This is a genomic window from Methylococcales bacterium, assembly GCA_030949405.1.
Classification (GTDB): Bacteria; Pseudomonadota; Gammaproteobacteria; order Methylococcales; family Methylomonadaceae; genus WTBX01.
In genome coordinates this window covers 979,646-996,538 of record JAUZSN010000002.1, presented here as the reverse complement: position 1 = coordinate 996,538, position 16,893 = coordinate 979,646, and the positions used below count along the sequence as shown (strand labels likewise).

The 16,893-nt window shown below is 39.0% G+C and carries 20 protein-coding genes; 6 read left to right on the top strand and 14 right to left on the bottom strand.

Features of this window, described 5'->3' with window-relative positions; all coding sequences use genetic code 11:
• Window positions 1-4 precede the first annotated feature (4 nt).
• Entirely contained in the window at window positions 5-445 is a 441-nt protein-coding gene (locus Q9M50_05295) for a DNA polymerase III subunit chi (GenBank protein ID MDQ7090044.1), read from the bottom strand.
• A complete protein-coding gene (locus tag Q9M50_05290) occupies window positions 432-1,925 on the bottom strand; it encodes a leucyl aminopeptidase (GenBank protein ID MDQ7090043.1) in 1,494 nt (497 codons plus the stop codon). The genes Q9M50_05295 and Q9M50_05290 overlap by 14 nt, the downstream gene beginning before the upstream one ends.
• Before the next feature lie 182 nt (window positions 1,926-2,107).
• Here Q9M50_05290 and lptF point away from each other — a divergent pair, with 182 nt between their 5' ends.
• Entirely contained in the window at window positions 2,108-3,244 is a 1,137-nt protein-coding gene (gene lptF / locus Q9M50_05285; protein MDQ7090042.1) for an LPS export ABC transporter permease LptF, read from the top strand.
• Window positions 3,241-4,308 (top strand): LPS export ABC transporter permease LptG, encoded by a 1,068-nt coding sequence (gene lptG / locus Q9M50_05280; protein MDQ7090041.1) that lies wholly within the window; start codon window positions 3,241-3,243, stop codon window positions 4,306-4,308. Before lptF ends, lptG begins: the two co-directional genes overlap by 4 nt.
• A gap of 51 nt (window positions 4,309-4,359) precedes the next feature.
• Here lptG and queF read toward each other — a convergent pair whose 3' ends face one another.
• A complete protein-coding gene (queF, locus tag Q9M50_05275; GenBank protein ID MDQ7090040.1) occupies window positions 4,360-4,725 on the bottom strand; it encodes a preQ(1) synthase in 366 nt (121 codons plus the stop codon).
• 226 nt (window positions 4,726-4,951) lie between these two features.
• Between queF and apbC the strand changes: the two genes are divergently transcribed.
• Complete coding sequence (gene apbC, locus Q9M50_05270; protein MDQ7090039.1) at window positions 4,952-6,043, top strand: iron-sulfur cluster carrier protein ApbC; 1,092 nt, start codon at window positions 4,952-4,954, stop codon at window positions 6,041-6,043.
• Between the two features lie 58 nt (window positions 6,044-6,101).
• On the opposite strand, the gene Q9M50_05265 is transcribed toward apbC, so the two are convergent.
• Complete coding sequence (locus tag Q9M50_05265) at window positions 6,102-6,686, bottom strand: VPLPA-CTERM sorting domain-containing protein (protein ID MDQ7090038.1); 585 nt, start codon at window positions 6,684-6,686, stop codon at window positions 6,102-6,104.
• 228 nt (window positions 6,687-6,914) lie between these two features.
• Here Q9M50_05265 and soxC point away from each other — a divergent pair, with 228 nt between their 5' ends.
• Entirely contained in the window at window positions 6,915-8,180 is a 1,266-nt protein-coding gene (gene soxC / locus Q9M50_05260; protein MDQ7090037.1) for a sulfite dehydrogenase, read from the top strand.
• Window positions 8,173-8,685 (top strand): c-type cytochrome, encoded by a 513-nt coding sequence (locus tag Q9M50_05255; protein MDQ7090036.1) that lies wholly within the window; start codon window positions 8,173-8,175, stop codon window positions 8,683-8,685. Before soxC ends, Q9M50_05255 begins: the two co-directional genes overlap by 8 nt.
• A gap of 77 nt (window positions 8,686-8,762) precedes the next feature.
• Here Q9M50_05255 and Q9M50_05250 read toward each other — a convergent pair whose 3' ends face one another.
• The 8 genes from Q9M50_05250 to aroQ all read right to left on the bottom strand — a co-directional run bounded on the left by Q9M50_05250 (window position 8,763) and on the right by aroQ (window position 13,989).
• Window positions 8,763-9,167: a hypothetical protein gene (locus Q9M50_05250; protein ID MDQ7090035.1), complete on the bottom strand. Its 405-nt coding sequence runs from the start codon at window positions 9,165-9,167 to the stop codon at window positions 8,763-8,765.
• Window positions 9,168-9,384: 217 nt separating this feature from the next.
• Complete coding sequence (locus Q9M50_05245; protein MDQ7090034.1) at window positions 9,385-9,918, bottom strand: hypothetical protein; 534 nt, start codon at window positions 9,916-9,918, stop codon at window positions 9,385-9,387.
• Window positions 9,919-9,937: 19 nt separating this feature from the next.
• Window positions 9,938-10,132, bottom strand: coding sequence for a metal-binding protein (locus Q9M50_05240; protein ID MDQ7090033.1), 195 nt, complete (start codon window positions 10,130-10,132; stop codon window positions 9,938-9,940).
• A gap of 45 nt (window positions 10,133-10,177) precedes the next feature.
• Window positions 10,178-10,804, bottom strand: coding sequence for a DUF3426 domain-containing protein (locus Q9M50_05235; GenBank protein MDQ7090032.1), 627 nt, complete (start codon window positions 10,802-10,804; stop codon window positions 10,178-10,180).
• 4 nt (window positions 10,805-10,808) lie between these two features.
• Window positions 10,809-11,687: a 50S ribosomal protein L11 methyltransferase gene (prmA, locus tag Q9M50_05230; GenBank protein ID MDQ7090031.1), complete on the bottom strand. Its 879-nt coding sequence runs from the start codon at window positions 11,685-11,687 to the stop codon at window positions 10,809-10,811.
• Between the two features lie 58 nt (window positions 11,688-11,745).
• A complete protein-coding gene (gene accC, locus Q9M50_05225; protein MDQ7090030.1) occupies window positions 11,746-13,092 on the bottom strand; it encodes an acetyl-CoA carboxylase biotin carboxylase subunit in 1,347 nt (448 codons plus the stop codon).
• Window positions 13,093-13,102: 10 nt separating this feature from the next.
• Window positions 13,103-13,537, bottom strand: coding sequence for an acetyl-CoA carboxylase biotin carboxyl carrier protein (accB, locus tag Q9M50_05220; GenBank protein ID MDQ7090029.1), 435 nt, complete (start codon window positions 13,535-13,537; stop codon window positions 13,103-13,105).
• A gap of 8 nt (window positions 13,538-13,545) precedes the next feature.
• On the bottom strand, window positions 13,546-13,989 hold the full coding sequence (gene aroQ / locus Q9M50_05215) for a type II 3-dehydroquinate dehydratase (GenBank protein ID MDQ7090028.1): 444 nt from the start codon (window positions 13,987-13,989) through the stop codon (window positions 13,546-13,548).
• Window positions 13,990-14,153: 164 nt separating this feature from the next.
• On the opposite strand from aroQ, the gene Q9M50_05210 reads away from it, so the two are divergent.
• Window positions 14,154-15,098 (top strand): type II secretion system F family protein, encoded by a 945-nt coding sequence (locus tag Q9M50_05210; protein ID MDQ7090027.1) that lies wholly within the window; start codon window positions 14,154-14,156, stop codon window positions 15,096-15,098.
• A 4-nt stretch (window positions 15,099-15,102) separates the two neighbouring features.
• Here the strand turns inward: Q9M50_05210 and Q9M50_05205 are convergent, their stop codons facing one another.
• The gene (locus Q9M50_05205) at window positions 15,103-15,540 is read right to left on the bottom strand and encodes a regulatory protein RecX (GenBank protein MDQ7090026.1); all 438 of its coding nucleotides are present in this window, start codon (window positions 15,538-15,540) and stop codon (window positions 15,103-15,105) included.
• A 3-nt stretch (window positions 15,541-15,543) separates the two neighbouring features.
• Window positions 15,544-16,572, bottom strand: coding sequence for a recombinase RecA (recA, locus tag Q9M50_05200; GenBank protein MDQ7090025.1), 1,029 nt, complete (start codon window positions 16,570-16,572; stop codon window positions 15,544-15,546).
• Between the last annotated feature and the right edge of the window lie 321 nt (window positions 16,573-16,893).

The window sequence follows — 16,893 nt, the reverse complement described above, 5'->3', positions numbered from 1 at the left end:
TTATTTATGAGTCAATTTGAATCGGGAACGTCTGTATGCTTAATCCTTGTTGCCGATAATATCGATAGCGGTTTCTAGCGACTTGTTTTCTTTGTGGGTGATTATCAACAATTTCTAACAAGCGTTCAACCCCGTCTAACTGCGGTAAGGGTTGAGCTGAAAAATTAATAACGACTTTTTTCCACTTATCAGGCGGCGGTAATGAACCGATGAGGACGCTATCATCACTCGTTGGCAATTGGCCTGAATACAGGGCATGAGGGATAAAACTCATCGGGCGAAACGTCCATAATAAGTTATCCAGCATTCGACTTTGGTTATCTGAGTCCGTGAGTAGATAGCAAAGATACCCTTCCCGATAGGCTTTTTCTATTAATTTACAACAAAAAAAACTTCGTTGACGTTCCTCATCTGAAGACAGAATATAAAAGCTAAGCCTCGGCATTCGCACGATTTATTAAGTATTGGGATAACAAAGGAACAGGACGACCCGTCGCGCCTTTATTAGCCCCTGAACGCCAAGCGGTTCCTGCAATATCTAAATGCGCCCAGCGGTAATCTTCTGTAAATCGGGATAAAAAACACGCCGCTGTAATGGTACCTGCATCACGTCCCCCAATATTCGCCATATCGGCAAAATTTGATTTGAGTTGATCTTGATACTCTTCCCATAAGGGTAATTGCCATACACTATCACAGGCAGTTTTACTGGCTTCAATTAAATCATTACATAATTCGTCATCATTGCCTAACAAACCACTAGGAACACGGCCTAATGCAACAAGGCACGCTCCCGTTAAGGTCGCCAAATCAATCACGACTTCAGGATTAAATTTTTCAGCATAGGTTAAGGTGTCACAAAGAATTAAACGCCCTTCAGCATCGGTATTTAAAACTTCAATAGTTTTACCTGCCATGCTAGTTAAAATATCACCGGGTTTATTGGCATCGGCATCGGGCATATTTTCTGAAGCAGGAATAAGACCGACAACATTAAGCGGAAGTTTCATTTCTGCGACGGCTTGCAGGACTCCAATCACACTCGCCCCGCCACACATATCATATTTCATTTCATCCATGCCAGCTCCCGCTTTTAATGAAATACCGCCCGCATCAAACGTAAGCCCTTTCCCGACAAAAACAATCGGCTTGTCTCGTGCATGGCTTCCTTGATAATTTAAGCAAATTAATTTTGCAGGCTGTACACTGCCTCTCGAAACGGCTAAAAAAGAGTGCATTTTTAAGGCCTCTAAATCAGACTCTTCCAGCACATCGACCGTCATATCGGTAAAATAACAGGCCATTTTTTGAGCTTGTTCGGCTAAATACGTCGGCGTACAAAGATTGCCCGGCATATCCGCTAGATGTTTCGTTAAGGAAACGGCCTTAGCAATCGCTCGCCCTTGGGTTAACCCTTGATTAGCGGCGGCTTTCTTTTTCTCAGTAGCGATAATTTGAATATGTGATAGGGTAATCGCGGTCGGTTTAATGCTTTTAGTTTCAGTAAATTGATAAACGGCATCATTAAATATTTCAACGATTTGTCGGCAACGCCATTGATAATCACAGCCCTCGACTTCAATTTCAGCTAACGTACATGCCGCCGATTTAATTTGAGTGCCTTTAAGGGTTTTAATCGCAGCAGTTAAGACTTTGCGATATGATTTTAAATCGAATTTTTTTTCATCCCCTAAGCCGACCAATAAAACGCGCTGAAGGGAACTATCAGGAACCACACTTATAAGTAAAGTTTCCCCACTTTTCCCTGTAATATCACCCCGTTCAATGAGATTATAAATGAGTTGATGCGCCTTGTTATCAACTATTTTTGCAGAAGGCGTGAGTTGTTGATTTTTATAAACCCCAACAATAACGCAATCAGTTTCTAGTTGGTCTAAAGGCAGGATTTCTATAGAATAGTCCATAATTTTCTAATGTTATTTTGTTATTTTAAAGGGTAAGCAGACAGTTTAAAATTATTCGAGGTTAAACTATATAAAGTTTAAGTATAGATGACAAATAAAAGCTGTCAGCGTTAATTTTAACTTAAAGGGGTTATAACACGTTATAAACTAGTGAGCTACCCATGAGTATTAAGGAGACTTGTATGAAGATAGCCTTAACAAAACTACCCAAAATCATTCGTTATCCATCTATTAGTATACTGGATAAAATGATTGCTTGGGATTTATTAAAAACAGTAAGCTCGGTGTTATCGGTTATTGTTATTATTATTGTTAGTCGTAAATTTATTAACGTATTAGCGTTAGCTATAGACGGGACGATTTCAGGTAAAACTGCCCTTGATATATTAGGCTTGAAAATAATTGTGGCCATTGCAGGTTTTTTACCTGCCTCCATTTTTATGGCCGTTCTGATGGTCTTAGGCCGCATGTATCGAGACCAAGAAATGGCGGCCATTGCAACGGCTGGCGGGGGGGTCATGCGTATTTATAAGGCGGTTTTTTTACTCGTTTTTCCGTTAAGCCTCATTGCGTATCAATTTTCACTGTATGCCGCGCCTTGGGCTGAAGAAAAAATGTTGATACTCACCAATAAAGATATGGAAACCGCTGATGTTAGAGGAATTTCAGCGGGGCGATTTAGTGAATACAGCCACGGTGATTTAGTTTTTTATACCGAAGAGATTGACGACAACCAGCAAATGCACAATATTTTTATCCAAAACCGTCAACATGGAAAATCTGGAACCATTAATGCCAAACACGGTTATTTAAGTAATTTACCAGGGGGAAAATATATTATTTTAACACAAGGTGAACGTAGTCAAGGAACACCTGGGAAAGCCGATTTTATTTTAGAACAGTTCGATGAATATGCGGTAAGAATAGACAAAAAATCATCCACCGTATTTTATCATCGAGATGCGGTGAGTTCAGAAAAACTAGAAATATCTGAAAAAATTGAAGATAAAATTGAATTACACAAACGTTTTTCTATTCCGTTAGGGGTTATCTTCTTAAGTTTACTCGCAGTCCCCCTCGCCAAATTATCGCCACGCGGGGGGGTTTATGGAAGCTTGTTATTTGCTTTTTTAATCTACTTTGTTTACGGCAATATTAGTCGCGTTAATTACAGCTGGCTAAAAACGGAAACCATTCCCTTTTGGATAGGACAGTTTTGGGTTTATACGTTAATGCTCTTTTTTACAGGTATTTTATTAGTCCGACTTTATGGCTTAAAATGGATGATACAAAAGCTAATGTCAGGCGGTAAATTATGACTATTTTAACGTGGCATATTGCTAAAGAAGTTTTAAAAGGGTCATTTTTAGCCCTCATATTATTATTAACACTGTTTAATTTATTTACCTTTAGTGATGAACTGAAGGATATGGGAACAGGCGACTATGGCTTAAAAGAAATATTTTTATATTTAGCCCTAACCTCACCCCGAGTTTTTTACGAACTGGTTCCCTCAGGTGCCTTACTAGGAAGTCTCTTTGTTTTGGGAACAATGGCTAACCATAGTGAAATTATTGCGATGCGTTCGGCGGGCTTATCCGTAATGGGAATTATCCGTGCGGTTATGTTAGCAGGACTTATCTTGGTTATTATGGCGGTGTGTATAGGGGAGTTCGTCGCCCCTAAAACAGAGCGTTCAGCGCGGTTATTAAAAGCCACCTCGCAACACAATAAAGTCATTATGCATACCCGTTATGGTATCTGGTTAAGAGAGGGCAATCAATTTGTTAATATTCGTGAGGTTAAAGCCCACTCTGAATTAAGTGACATTACTATTTATCAATTAAATACCCAGAAAAAATTAGAACAGGTTATTCATGCCGAGACAGGTGTTTTTAAGGACAATGAACAATGGCAGTTAAGTCAAATTAAACGGACTCAAATCATAGGTGATGAGATTATTCCAACGCATGAAGAGGATAAAATGTGGAAAACATCCATTGCGCCGGATTTATTAAAAATTATTGTGGTTAAACCTAATAATTTATCGTTATTTGATTTAGCGCAATATATTGATTTTTTGAAAGAAAATAATCAAAAATCAAAAATATTTGAAGCGGCTTTTTGGGGACGAATCATTAACCCACTGGTCACGTTTGTGATGTTAATGGTCGCAACACCGTTCGTCATCGGGATAAAACGAGGATCAAGTATGGGCGGGCGGTTAATGGCGGGCATTATTATTGGAATGAGCTTTAATATTTTAGATAAAATTATCAATCACATGGGCTTGGTTTATGATTTAAATCCTATTATGGTGGCCTTACTTCCTGGAACCGTGGTTTTTCTGAGTGCCTCCTATGCAATCAGTCGGGTAAAATAAAAATAAAGGGATGATTGAATTCAATCCTCCCTTTATTCTATGCCTTAACGTCTACTTTCGACTATCAACGCCATGCTCGACAATCACGGTGGTATAAAGTCCGCCACGAACATTAAACTCAGCGCGAACTTGCATAAATCGGGGATCAATGGCCTCCACTAAATCATCTAAAATTTCGTTTGTAACCGCCTCATGAAACGCCCCTTTATCTCGAAACGCCCACATATATAATTTTAAGGCTTTAAGTTCAATACATAACGTATTTGGAATATATTCAATGGTGATGGTTGCAAAATCAGGCTGTCCCGTTTTAGGGCATAAGCAGGTAAATTCTGGAATATCGATACGAATCGTATAATCACGCCCTGATTGAGGGTTATCAAAGGCTTCTAAGTCTTTACTTGGTCTTGTGGTCATAAGTATAAAAATTTAAAATATAAGTCTACAAATAGGCTATTTTATCAGAAACGATAACGATGCTTTTTAGTTTTCAGTTTGAGTCTTGCTTAGAACACCTTAAATTAGGTTTAAATTTAAATAGCTTAGGCTTCAAGCCTCTGTCGTTGAAAAATTAGCAAACGCACCCATATCCCTAGTAAAATACTAGGTTATTATATTCCTTACCATCCTCTCTGGAGCAATGATGTCTACCTTTAATAAAGCTGATATAGAAAACTTATTAAAATCCTTTATCGATCCGCATACTGAAATTGATTTAATGAGTGCAAATGCCGTTAAGTTGATCGAAATTAAGGACGAAACGGTTCATATCAAACTGAGCTTAGGCTATCCCGCTAAAAGTTATTTTGATGAATTAAAAACAACCCTTAAAAAACATTTAGAGGGCTTGCCTTCGGTGAAAAATATTGAAATTGAGGTTGATAGCCATGTTATCGCCCATTCTGTACAGAAATCATTAAAACCGTTACCGAATATAAAGAATATTATTGCGGTTGCATCGGGTAAAGGCGGGGTTGGAAAATCAACCACGTCGGTTAATTTAGCGTTAGCGTTAGCCACAGAAGGGGCCAGCGTTGGTATTTTAGACGCCGATATTTATGGCCCGAGTATTCCAATGATGCTGGGGTTATCAGGCTATCCTGAAAGTGAGGATGGTAAAACGATGCAGCCCAAAGTGGGTTATGGTATTCAAACTAATTCGATTGGTTATTTAATTGACCAAGATCAGCCTATGATTTGGCGTGGCCCAATGGTGACCAACGCACTGCAACAATTATTAAACGATACAAAGTGGACGGATATTGATTATTTAATTGTTGATCTACCCCCTGGAACAGGTGATATTCAACTGACCTTATCTCAGCAAATTCCTGTCAGTGCGGCGGTCATTGTAACGACACCTCAAGATATTGCATTAATTGATGCACAACGAGGCTTAGGAATGTTTGAAAAAGTCAATGTGCCTGTTTTGGGAATTATTGAAAATATGAGTATGCATATTTGCAGTGAATGTGGGCATGAAGAAGCCATTTTTGGCGAAGGCGGTGGTTTGATGATGGCGAAGAAAAATAAGACTGAGTTTTTAGGCTCTTTACCCTTAGATATTACTATTCGACAATTTGCAGATAGTGGTAGACCGACGGTTGTCTCAGACCCAGAAGGACGTGCGACGCAAATTTACCAGAAAATTGCCCGTACAATGGCGGCAAAATTAGCCTTACAAGCAAAAGATTTTAGCGGTCGTTTTCCAACTATTGTGGTAGAAAATACTTAACGACACATAAAAAAACAGCTCCCTAGGGAGCTGTTTTTTTCATCGAAATGAGTTTTTATTACGCTTTTTTACGACGTTTTGTTACCCCGATAAGTCCCATTAAACCAGAACCAAACAACCAAGCGGCTGCAGGAATTGGAGTGACATATTGGTTAGTCACATAAGTTTTATTGGCACTGACCTCTTTATCACTTCCTTCGCCATTCGCCCCTACACTTTGAAAACGAACACCAACGCGTCCCCAGTCATTAAGAGACAATGCCCCTCCCTGATCGCTCACGAAAAAGGAAAGAGTCGCATCTGTTTGTCCTTTGTAACCCAGAATGGTATCAAAATTGCCAAGGTTTAAGTTAGTCACCCCGCCGATCTTACTATTATTCGTTGCAAAATTAGTATACGCGGCTGATTGTCCGCTAATGTCAGCCCCAGAAGTAACACTGTTACCTAGATCAAAATAAACCCCAGATATTTTAGCCATATCATTAGGTGAGTTCGCTTTATCTATATTGATACTGACCTTAAATTTACCACTATAGTCATCGCTGACAGTAAATTCTGGAATAACAGTATCAGAACCTGATTTTGACCAACCATCATAAGATATAGTCGCGGCACTGGCGGGTATGGATATGAGTAATGCCATTGTGGCAGCAATAGCAGTTACATAACTATAAGCTTTCATGATAATCTCCTTCGTATTTTCTTTTTAAATTAAAACGTATAAAAATTAAAAATACCGACTCTAATCTCTATAAATTTGTACTATTAACGGGTACTAATATAACATATTGACATGATTTATGTCTATCATGTTAAAGTCAAATATGTCAACCTATATCTATTTATTAGATCTTGAACACAGTTAAGGAAAATGATGAATAAAGAACATACTTTAGAGGCAGTAGCGGGCGGAGGTTTATTGGATCGGCGATTATTTTTAAAGAAAGGGTTAACCTTTTCAGCCGCTATTTTAAGTGCCGATGTTTTAGCCAAAACAGACTATGATCGACCTAAAAGTTCAAAAAAAGTAGGAAGCCCCTTTTCTAACTATGGTGCGCCATCCCCTTATGAGCGGGAAACCATCCGCTGGACAATGGGGAATCAAAAGGTCGCGGGTAATGGTGTTTCATGGACTCCGTTACACGATTTAGAAGGAACGATTACCCCGAGTGGCTTGCATTTTGAACGCCATCATAATGGCGTACCTGATATTAACCCAAAACACCACCAATTATTAATTCATGGACTGGTCAATCAATCATTAACCTTTAGCGTTGATGATTTATTGCGTTACCCCATGACCTCACGGTTATGTTTTATTGAATGCGGTGGAAATAGTAATGCGGGGTGGCGTTCTGAACCCATTCAAACGAAATTAGGTTATTTTCACGGAATGGCTTCTTGTAGCGAATGGACGGGCGTTCCTTTACGTTTATTACTGGATGAAGCTAAATTAAAAGGCCGCGCAAAATGGTTAATTGCCGAAGGGGCTGATGCATCCCTGATGAATGTCAGCCTCCCTTTAGATAAAGCCCTAGATGATTGCTTGATTGCTTTATACCAAAATGGCGAGCGTATTCGGCCTGAAAATGGCTATCCGCTTCGTTTAATTGTTCCTGGTTGGGAGGGGGTCGTTAATGTTAAATGGTTACGACGTTTACATCTGACTAATCGGCCTGTCATGGCACGAAATGAAACCTCTAAATATACCGAGTTAATGCCTTCGGGGAAAGCCCGACAATTTACCTTTGTCATGGAAGCAAAATCATTAATTACTCGACCTTCTTTTGGCTATCAGCTTGATAAGAAAGGGCTTTACCAAATTAATGGGCTTGCGTGGAGTGGTCGCGGTAAAATAAAAAAAGTTGAGGTGTCAGCGGATGGCGGAAAAACATGGGCGCAAGCGGAATTACAAACGCCTATTTTAAGCCAATGTTTTACCCGTTTTAGAATTCCTTGGCAATGGACAGGGGGCGAAGCTATTCTAAAAAGTCGGGCGATTGACGAAACAGGGTATGTACAACCCGAGCGTGAAGAGCTGGTGAAACAACGAGGGACACACGGATACTTTCATTACAATGCAATCGTAAGCTGGAAAATAAACTCGAACGGAGCGATTTCTCATGTTTATGCGTAATAGCCTAGTTTGTTTAGCCTTAGTGTTGATTCCTGTCGCACAAGCCGAAGACTCCCCTCAGCTCGGAAAACCAGTTTCTCAAAAATTAGTTGAGCAATGGAACTTAGATATTTTTCCTGATGGGGAGGGCTTACCGACTGGCAAAGGAACCGCCGTTTATGGTAAAAAAGTGTATCAACAGACGTGTTTAAGTTGTCATGGGGTGGATGGAACGGGCGATAGTGCGGATGAATTAGCGGGGGCGAAACATGGATTAACGGATAATCCTCCTGATAAAACCATTGGAACGTATTGGCCGTATGCCACAACTATTTTTGATTTTACCCGCCGCTCAATGCCATTGAATAACCCAGGAAGTTTAACCAACAGCCAGCTTTATGCGGTAACGGCTTATTTATTGTATTTGAATGGAATTATTAGCGAAAAAGAAATCATGAATGCGGAAACACTTCCGAACGTAAAAATGCCTAATCGTGATGGTTTTATCTCTTATCAATCAAAATAAATGGAGCGCCGCCTTGTAAATCAACGACCCTCCATACAACTAACCTAGAGCTTAATTATTGTGTTTGATCACACCTCTTAAGAGGCTTTAGGTTTTCCAAATAACTTAGGCCCTGGCGTTTTTGCATCTTCTTGCAAACAGTTATACGCAGCATTATCAAAACGAATCCGCAATGACTGAGTATCTTTATCTTCTTTTAAAAACTTTTCAGCCTCAACAGCCGTTAAGTCCTTCATCATAAATTTTGCAATACACATACAGGCTTTTGAAAAGCGTTTTTTATCTGCAACTCTATTGGTTGAATTTTTAAGCTCACGCACAACACAGTCTTGACTGAATTCATGCTCAAACTTATGCTTTTCTATATCCGTTACTTTTTCATGCGGATGATTAAAGACACTATCAACTTCTCTGACAGATTTTGCCTCATCATCTGAACAGGCAGTTAACATGGCACCCACCATAAAACTTGTCAGTATCATAACGAGCTGTTTTTTATTTATCATAATTTTTTACTTAAAGGCCATTATAAATGGTTTTTTAGGGTTAAAATGTAAACGTTTAATAACGAGCTTAGAAATAAATTCATAACACGTTAAGTTAGGAATAAAAAACGTTAATTTTTTCAAATGAGTCCACTAACTAAAACGATAACGCTTTAATTGAGGATTATTTTTAGTCAATCGACAACAAGTCTGACTAAGATTTATCGTTTTCATCATTCCAAATCGGATTATTTAAATCCTCTTTATCCAATTTTTCAGCTTCTTCTGGATAAATATGCCAAAACGATTTATCAATCGCCGCATCTTGATAATGACTGTCTTTACGTTCATGAGTGAATGGACACCACCAATTTTCAATCACTTTGACTAAATACGTATGCCATTCAAATAAAGCCACACTCACAGGGCAGTACCATGTACAGTTGAAAATCCAATATAATTTTGATTGCGCCGCGCTTAATTTAAAGCTTGCATCCATCGTAACCTGCGTTTTTAAATTATAACGATGCGTTGTTCTGTCAGGAATAAAATCAGACCATTTTTTTATATTTTTACCGCCACTTAATCGCAAATGAAAATAGCAGGTATAGGCACTTAAAATAACAAACGGTACCATCAACAAAGGTAAATAAACTAACGGGGTAGCAATAGCACGGATAAAAATATTTTGATTTCGATGATTTTTACCAATTTCAACACGTTCAGAGCAAGAATCGCAGGCTTTCATGAAGACCTCTTTATTATAGTTATGAATTAGGACGAGAAATATTTTTGTTAAAAAGCTGATAAATACTTAAACAGCCTTCACAGCAAAAATGTTTTAGTTTGGATTTTTTCAATAGCACAAAGCCATTAATAGCGACAGGCTGATGACAAAGTGCGCAGACTTTTTTTTCAGAGTCTGTTGTTGAATGAATAGATAACAAAGAGCTCAGTGTCATAAGAAAAAACAAAAAAATGAAAGACCGATTTTAACACAGAAAATATTAAATTAATTCAAATCTATACCCGCCGACTTTTTGTTTCGGTATGACAATTTTTAAACTAATTTCAACTGTTTGTGAAGGTAAAACCCACGATTTTTTTTCGGAATTTTCCAAATAATCAGCGGATTTAAAGAGTCGTTGAGCAAATATATCATCCGAAAAAGATAATAACGTCAGCTTAATAGGAGGATAATGTTGTTTAAATTGCCCTTGATTACTAAAGACAGCTTGAAATATATAATGATGTTGTGTTTGTTGAAGGTCATGATACATCACTTCAAAATCATCACTGTTTTTATAAGAGGGAAGTTCGCACGTTAAAGCCTTGCAAAATTTTTCTAACCAAACTCGCGTATAAGGATGTTGAAGAATTCGTTGTTGTTCAAAAAAATAAAGCTGCCCTACGAGTAAACACAAACAAAAAATAACCCCTAGCCGCCAGCCCAAAGTTGATGATTGTCGAAATGATGGCTTTGAATCACTTAAAAGAACAAAATTTTTACCTAAATGCTTGAGCTTCCCTAACATCTCCTCACAATGAGGGCATAAATGTTTTTGATTGCTATAACATAAAATTTTAATTTCCGTGCTATAGGTTTTCTTACATTGCTGACATTGGGTGAGCATTTACTTAAATTTTATTCGCATCTAAACGACACCAGTCTTCTTGACTGGTTACAGGATTAACGTTAAATTGAGTCGCATAAGCCTTACTAACCTCGACAGCCTGCTCGTTTAAAATGCCCGATAAGACAAGTTGTCCGTTATTTTTCACTAAATCACTGAGGGTATCGTGTAATTCAATTAGGGGTTTTGCTAAAATATTGGCTAAAACTATATCCGCGTTAACAGGATTAAAGTCGTTGACTAAAAACGAACTAATTTTATCCTCAACTTTATTTTTAATGGCATTGGCTTGTGTGGCCGTCAAAGCTTGAGGATCAATATCAACGGCATACGCATGTTTTGCCCCTAACAAAACCGCTGCAATGGCTAGAATGCCTGAGCCACAGCCATAATCAATAATTATTTTATTGCTTAGGTCATGACTTGCAAGCCATTCCAAACACAAGGCGGTGGTTGCATGGGTTCCTGTTCCAAAAGCCAATCCAGGATCTAAAACCATACAAACGGTATTTTTTTCAACGTTTTCTTGCCCTGTGGGACACACCCAAAGTTTATCCGCAAACTTCATTGGTTTATAATGTTCCATCCAAGTTCGTTCCCAAACTTGATCTTCTAATCGAAGTGACTGCCAATTTTCTAAGGGACATTCTTCAAACTGAACAAATAAAGCTTTTTTAATGACATCAGGATTAGCGTCTAATTCATATAAGCCAATCACAACCGTTTGTAGCCATATTTTAGTTTCACCAATGTCAGGTTCATAAACAGGCTGGTCTTTAGCATCCATATAGGTAACCGACACAGCACCCAATTCACTAAAAAAATCAGCAATGAGCGGTGCGCTATTTTCATCTGTTGTCACAGAAAGTTGATGCCAAGTCATATTATCATCTCGTTGAAAGCAGGTAGAAAGCCAACCCTAGTCAGCTCGCCTATCAAAGTTAACCAATCCCTAATTTTTTTTCTAAATAATGAATATTTTGCCCACCGAGTGCAAAACCATTATCAGCCATCAATCGACTTTGCAATGGAATATTGGTTTTAATTCCCTCAATAATCATTTCCATTAAGGCCGTTTTCATTCGCGCAATCGCACTCTGTCGGTCTTCCCCATGGGCAATTAATTTACCAATCATCGAATCATAATAAGGCGGAACTTTATAGCCATTATAAATATGCGTTTCACAGCGAATTCCAGGCCCTCCTGGCATGTGAAATTGATCGATTACCCCTGGTGAAGGCATAAAGTTATCAGGATCTTCCGCATTTAAACGACACTCAATCGCATGACCGGTAAAGGTAATTTCATCTTGCGTTTTCGATAAAGGTAATCCAGCCGCAATACGAAGCTGTTCTTTAACAATATCAAAGCCCGTAATCATTTCAGTCACAGGATGTTCTACTTGAACACGCGTATTCATTTCAATAAAAAAGAATTCGTCGTTTTCATATAAAAATTCAAAAGTTCCTGCCCCTAAATAGCCTATATCTTTGCAGGCATCCGTACAGAGTTTCCCCATACGCTCACGCACTTCAGCACTAATACCTGGGGCTGGAGCTTCTTCAATCACTTTTTGATGACGGCGTTGCATAGAGCAATCTCGTTCCCCTAAATGAATAACATTCCCCTGACTATCGGCAAGTATTTGAAATTCAATATGGCGTGGATCCTCTAAAAACTTTTCCATATAAACGGTACTGTTACCAAAGGCCGTTCCCGCTTCTGCTTTCGTTAAGCTGATTGAATTTAATAAGGCCGCTTCCGTATGAACGGTACGCATTCCACGTCCCCCCCCCCCCCCACCTGCCGCTTTAATAATAATGGGGTAGCCAATATCAGAGGCCATTCTTATATTTTCTTTGGCATCATTGCCTAACGGATTTCCATTACCTGGAACACAGGGAATCCCCGCTTCTTTCATCGCTTTTTTAGCCGAAATTTTATCGCCCATAATACGAATAGTTTCCGCTTTAGGCCCAATAAACGTAAAGCCACTTTGCGCTACTTTTTCGGAGAAATCTGCATTTTCCGATAAAAAGCCATACCCAGGATGAATCGCTTCGGCATCTGTGACTTCGGCGGCACTAATAATAGCGGGAATATTTAAATAACTATCAGCAGACGCGGCAGGGCCAATACAAACGGACTCATCGGCTAACCGTACATGTTTTAAATCACGATCCGCATCCGAATGAACCGCAACGGTTTTAATCCCTAATTCTCGGCAAGCACGTAAAATTCGTAAAGCAATTTCACCACGGTTGGCGATTACAATTTTATCAAACATTCATTCGGCCCTATTCAATTACAAATAATGGTTGGTCATATTCGACAGGTTGTGCATTATCAACCAGTATTTTTTTAATAACCCCTGATTTATCGGCTTCAATTTGATTTAAAATTTTCATCGCTTCAATAATACACAAGGTTTCACCCTCACTCACCGTTTGTCCAATTTCAACAAAAGAGGCAGAACCTGGTGAAGAGGCTTTATAAAAAGTTCCGACCATCGGCGATTTAAGGACATGGCCTTGATGGCTTTCTTCAGGGGTCTCATGAGGGGCCATAGCAGGGTTTGCAATCGGGGCGACTGCAACAGGTGCCGCTACCACCGGTGCATTCGCTGAATAACGACTAATGCGTACCGATTCTTCACCCTCATTAATTTCAATTTCTGAAATATCGGAACCCTCAATAAGTTCGATTAATTTTTTTATTTTTCTAATATCCATAGTCATAATTATTTCTCGGTTAATATCTGATCGGCTGCTTGTAAAGCGAGTTCATAGCCTTTTGCCCCTAATCCACAAATCACACCACGGGCTATATCTGAAAAGTAGGAGTGGGCTCTAAAAGGTTCACGCGCATGTACATTAGACAAATGAACCTCAATAAAGGGAATTTTAGTGGCGAGTAAAGCATCCCGAATCGCGACACTGGTATGCGTAAAAGCGGCGGGATTGATAATGATAAAATCCACATTATCATAAAAAGCTTGATGAATGCATTCAACCAGCAGATGTTCTGCATTATGCTGATGAAACGCCAACACATGACCTTGAGATGATGCGAGGATTTCAAGCGAATCGTGTATTGTTTTAAGCGTTATATTGCCGTAATGGGTCGGCTCTCGGGTACCTAATAAATTTAAATTAGGCCCATTTAAAACAGAAATTGTTGCCATGACAAGTGTGAGTCGATGTAATATAGGATGACAATTCTGCCTAATTTATAGGGTTTTGTCCAGATATAAGTCAGATAGAAGCCGTTCGCAGCAAAAGTGCTCGAATTTAGCTTACTTTAAAAGCATTTCGTGACAGTTTATTTTTTAACTTATAAGGTTAGTGTATGCCAAATCCATCTAAAAATAAAACGATGTCCACGGAATCATTCGCCCATCTATTCTTACATCTTTATCAAATGGAGACCGCAGGCATTCCAGCGACCCAAAGTTTAGCGTTACTGAAAACCACCGATAAAAATTTAAACAAACGGTTATTAAGAATGCAGCGACAATTGAACTCAGGACTAGCGGTTGCCACTGCGGGAGTCAATGCAGGTATTTTTAACGAAACCCATCAAGCCTTAATTGAAAGTGCGGAAGTAAGTGGACGCTTAACCGCAGTTTATCAACAATTAGCCGATCATTACAGTGAGAAACTAAACCGTTTAAAAAAAATTAAATCACGACTTTATTTACCTACTTTGGTCCTACTACTCGCGTTGTTAATTCAACCTATTCCCTTACTCATAGCAAATCAAATAACCTCTTTTAGTTATTTAATACAGTCTATCGGTCAATTTTTACAAATAGTATTGCTCTTCTTCATCGCTTTAAAATTGCCCACTTGGTTTAGGCCATTATTTCAACACTTACAAATACGTTTACCCATCGTATCAAAATGGATCGTTAAACGACAAATTAATCGATTTTTATCTATTTTGGCTATGATGATGGATGCGGGCATTCCTTTCAGTGACGCATTGCCTTTAGCCGTAGCGACCATTAAAAATCACGTCTTAAAAAATCGTTTTAACGAGGCCATTCAGGAATGTCACTCAGGGGAGGACGTTGCCGTTATTTTAGCTCAGATTAAAATCATCCCACCGACCGCGATACAGATTATTTCAGCAAGTGAATTTAGTGGGAATTTAGCCGAATCACTGCTTAACTTTACCCGAAGTGAAGCCGACCTGATTAAGTTGGAAGATGATGCGCTATCAGAATGGATTCCTCGATTATTTTATTTTGGGGTCTGTTTGTGGATGGCGAAATCAATAGTGGGGGTATAGTCGGTTAACGAGAAAAAAGTGATTGAATCAGCTCAAAACTAAACCCTCGTTGTTGTAAAAATCGTTGACGTTTTAAACGCTCTTTATAATTTACAGGTAAATCAGTTGAATATTTTTTAGCATACACTTGATTTATTAACGCGATTTCATCCCCAAAATTATCATCAATAACCGCCTGTAAATTAAATCCTTCAATCCCTCGTTGTTTGAGTTCATAGCTAACCTTTGAGCGACCAAACCCTCGGTTAAACCGTGAACGCGCATAGTTTTCTGCAAAACGGGTCTCACTTTGTAAGCCTTGATCTGCTAAACCATTAATAACCGCTTGACTATCCGCTTCAGAAAAACCTTTGACGCTTAATCGAGTGATTAATTCTAATTGGCTATACTCTCGTCTGGATAAGAATTGTAAACAAATAGCTCGAATTTCTTTTTGGGACATTAATTAGGCGGTTTCTGGCGGTTCATTATTGATGGGTAAATGACTTACAAAGACTTCCGTCCGAATTTGACCTTCAAGTTGCGCTGCTTTTTCAGGATGTTCAATAAAATATAAGCGTACATTTTCTTTTCCTTGACCAATTTTTTCATCCCCATAGCGATACCATGCGCCTGATTTTTGTAGGAATCCATAACTAACGCCTAAATCAATTAATTCACCGATAAAAGAAACGCCTTCACCGTATAAAATATCAAACCGAGCTTCTTTGAAAGGAGGGGCGACTTTATTTTTAACGACTTTTATACGCGTATCATTACCAATGATTTCATCCTCTTTTTTAATCGCCCCCACACGACGAATATCCAAACGAACAGAGGAATAAAATTTTAAAGCATTACCGCCTGTGGTTGTTTCAGGGCTACCAAACATCACCCCTATTTTACTGCGTAATTGATTGACAAAAATAACCAAGGTATTGGTACGTTTAATAATCGCCGTTAATTTTCGTAAGGCTTGGGACATTAATCGCGCTTGTAATCCCATGTGGCTATCACCCATGTCGCCATCAATTTCTGCTTTAGGTGTCAGGGCGGCAACTGAGTCAATGACGATAATATCAAGTGCCGAGGAGCGAACTAAGGTTTCAGTGATTTCTAATGCTTGCTCGCCAAAATCAGGTTGTGAAACTAATAGGTTATCAATATCGACTCCAATTTTTTCAGCATAGCCTAAATCAAGGGCATGTTCAGCATCAATAAAAGCCGCCGTTCCTCCTTGTTTTTGAACTTGAGCGATCACCTCTAACGTCATCGTTGTTTTTCCAGAGGACTCAGGCCCATAAATTTCAACGACCCGTCCTTTAGGCAGCCCTCCACACCCTAGAGCAATATCTAAGGATAAAGAGCCTGTAGAAACGACTTCTATATCGCGTAACGCGCTAGTATCACCCATCCGCATGACAGAGCCTTTACCAAATTGTTTCTCTATCTGCATTAGAGCATTACCTAATGCTTTCTTTTTAGCATCATCCATTGTGTTATGCCTTTTAGTGTTAGAACGTATTTCGTCATTATTACATACTACAACTAAAGCTATCTATATTTTTATGGGGGGGGTTCAAGCGATCAATTCAAGATTAAGCTAAAAATCACCTTATTCCCAATGGTTAAGCGGGGAGATACGTCTACTTTTTATCTTCAATCCGTGCTGGACATACCCTTTGATTTAATAATTTTTGAGGGGGGTTCAAGATGAGTAATAAGGGCTACCAATTTAAAACGGGACACGTTGAGGCGTGTCAAAGTATGAACGGCTTAACCGTAGTGTCCCGTCTTAAATTGGTAGCCCTAATTC

What these genes read in the sequence shown, in the direction of transcription:
- Q9M50_05245 (MDQ7090034.1), bottom strand. Translation starts at nt 9,918, where the DNA reads ATGAAAGCCTGCGATTCTTGCTCTGAACGTGTTGAAATTGGTAAAAAT.
- recA (MDQ7090025.1), bottom strand. Translation starts at nt 16,572, where the DNA reads ATGGATGATGCTAAAAAGAAAGCATTAGGTAATGCTCTAATGCAGATA.
- lptG (MDQ7090041.1), top strand. Translation starts at nt 3,241, where the DNA reads ATGACTATTTTAACGTGGCATATTGCTAAAGAAGTTTTAAAAGGGTCA.
- queF (MDQ7090040.1), bottom strand. Translation starts at nt 4,725, where the DNA reads ATGACCACAAGACCAAGTAAAGACTTAGAAGCCTTTGATAACCCTCAA.
- Q9M50_05205 (MDQ7090026.1), bottom strand. Translation starts at nt 15,540, where the DNA reads ATGTCCCAAAAAGAAATTCGAGCTATTTGTTTACAATTCTTATCCAGA.
- aroQ (MDQ7090028.1), bottom strand. Translation starts at nt 13,989, where the DNA reads ATGGCAACAATTTCTGTTTTAAATGGGCCTAATTTAAATTTATTAGGT.
- accB (MDQ7090029.1), bottom strand. Translation starts at nt 13,537, where the DNA reads ATGGATATTAGAAAAATAAAAAAATTAATCGAACTTATTGAGGGTTCC.
- prmA (MDQ7090031.1), bottom strand. Translation starts at nt 11,687, where the DNA reads ATGACTTGGCATCAACTTTCTGTGACAACAGATGAAAATAGCGCACCG.
- Q9M50_05235 (MDQ7090032.1), bottom strand. Translation starts at nt 10,804, where the DNA reads ATGCTCACCCAATGTCAGCAATGTAAGAAAACCTATAGCACGGAAATT.
- Q9M50_05240 (MDQ7090033.1), bottom strand. Translation starts at nt 10,132, where the DNA reads ATGACACTGAGCTCTTTGTTATCTATTCATTCAACAACAGACTCTGAA.
- apbC (MDQ7090039.1), top strand. Translation starts at nt 4,952, where the DNA reads ATGTCTACCTTTAATAAAGCTGATATAGAAAACTTATTAAAATCCTTT.
- Q9M50_05290 (MDQ7090043.1), bottom strand. Translation starts at nt 1,925, where the DNA reads ATGGACTATTCTATAGAAATCCTGCCTTTAGACCAACTAGAAACTGAT.
- Q9M50_05295 (MDQ7090044.1), bottom strand. Translation starts at nt 445, where the DNA reads ATGCCGAGGCTTAGCTTTTATATTCTGTCTTCAGATGAGGAACGTCAA.
- Q9M50_05255 (MDQ7090036.1), top strand. Translation starts at nt 8,173, where the DNA reads ATGCGTAATAGCCTAGTTTGTTTAGCCTTAGTGTTGATTCCTGTCGCA.
- Q9M50_05265 (MDQ7090038.1), bottom strand. Translation starts at nt 6,686, where the DNA reads ATGGCATTACTCATATCCATACCCGCCAGTGCCGCGACTATATCTTAT.
- soxC (MDQ7090037.1), top strand. Translation starts at nt 6,915, where the DNA reads ATGATGAATAAAGAACATACTTTAGAGGCAGTAGCGGGCGGAGGTTTA.
- lptF (MDQ7090042.1), top strand. Translation starts at nt 2,108, where the DNA reads ATGAAGATAGCCTTAACAAAACTACCCAAAATCATTCGTTATCCATCT.
- Q9M50_05250 (MDQ7090035.1), bottom strand. Translation starts at nt 9,167, where the DNA reads ATGATACTGACAAGTTTTATGGTGGGTGCCATGTTAACTGCCTGTTCA.
- Q9M50_05210 (MDQ7090027.1), top strand. Translation starts at nt 14,154, where the DNA reads ATGCCAAATCCATCTAAAAATAAAACGATGTCCACGGAATCATTCGCC.
- accC (MDQ7090030.1), bottom strand. Translation starts at nt 13,092, where the DNA reads ATGTTTGATAAAATTGTAATCGCCAACCGTGGTGAAATTGCTTTACGA.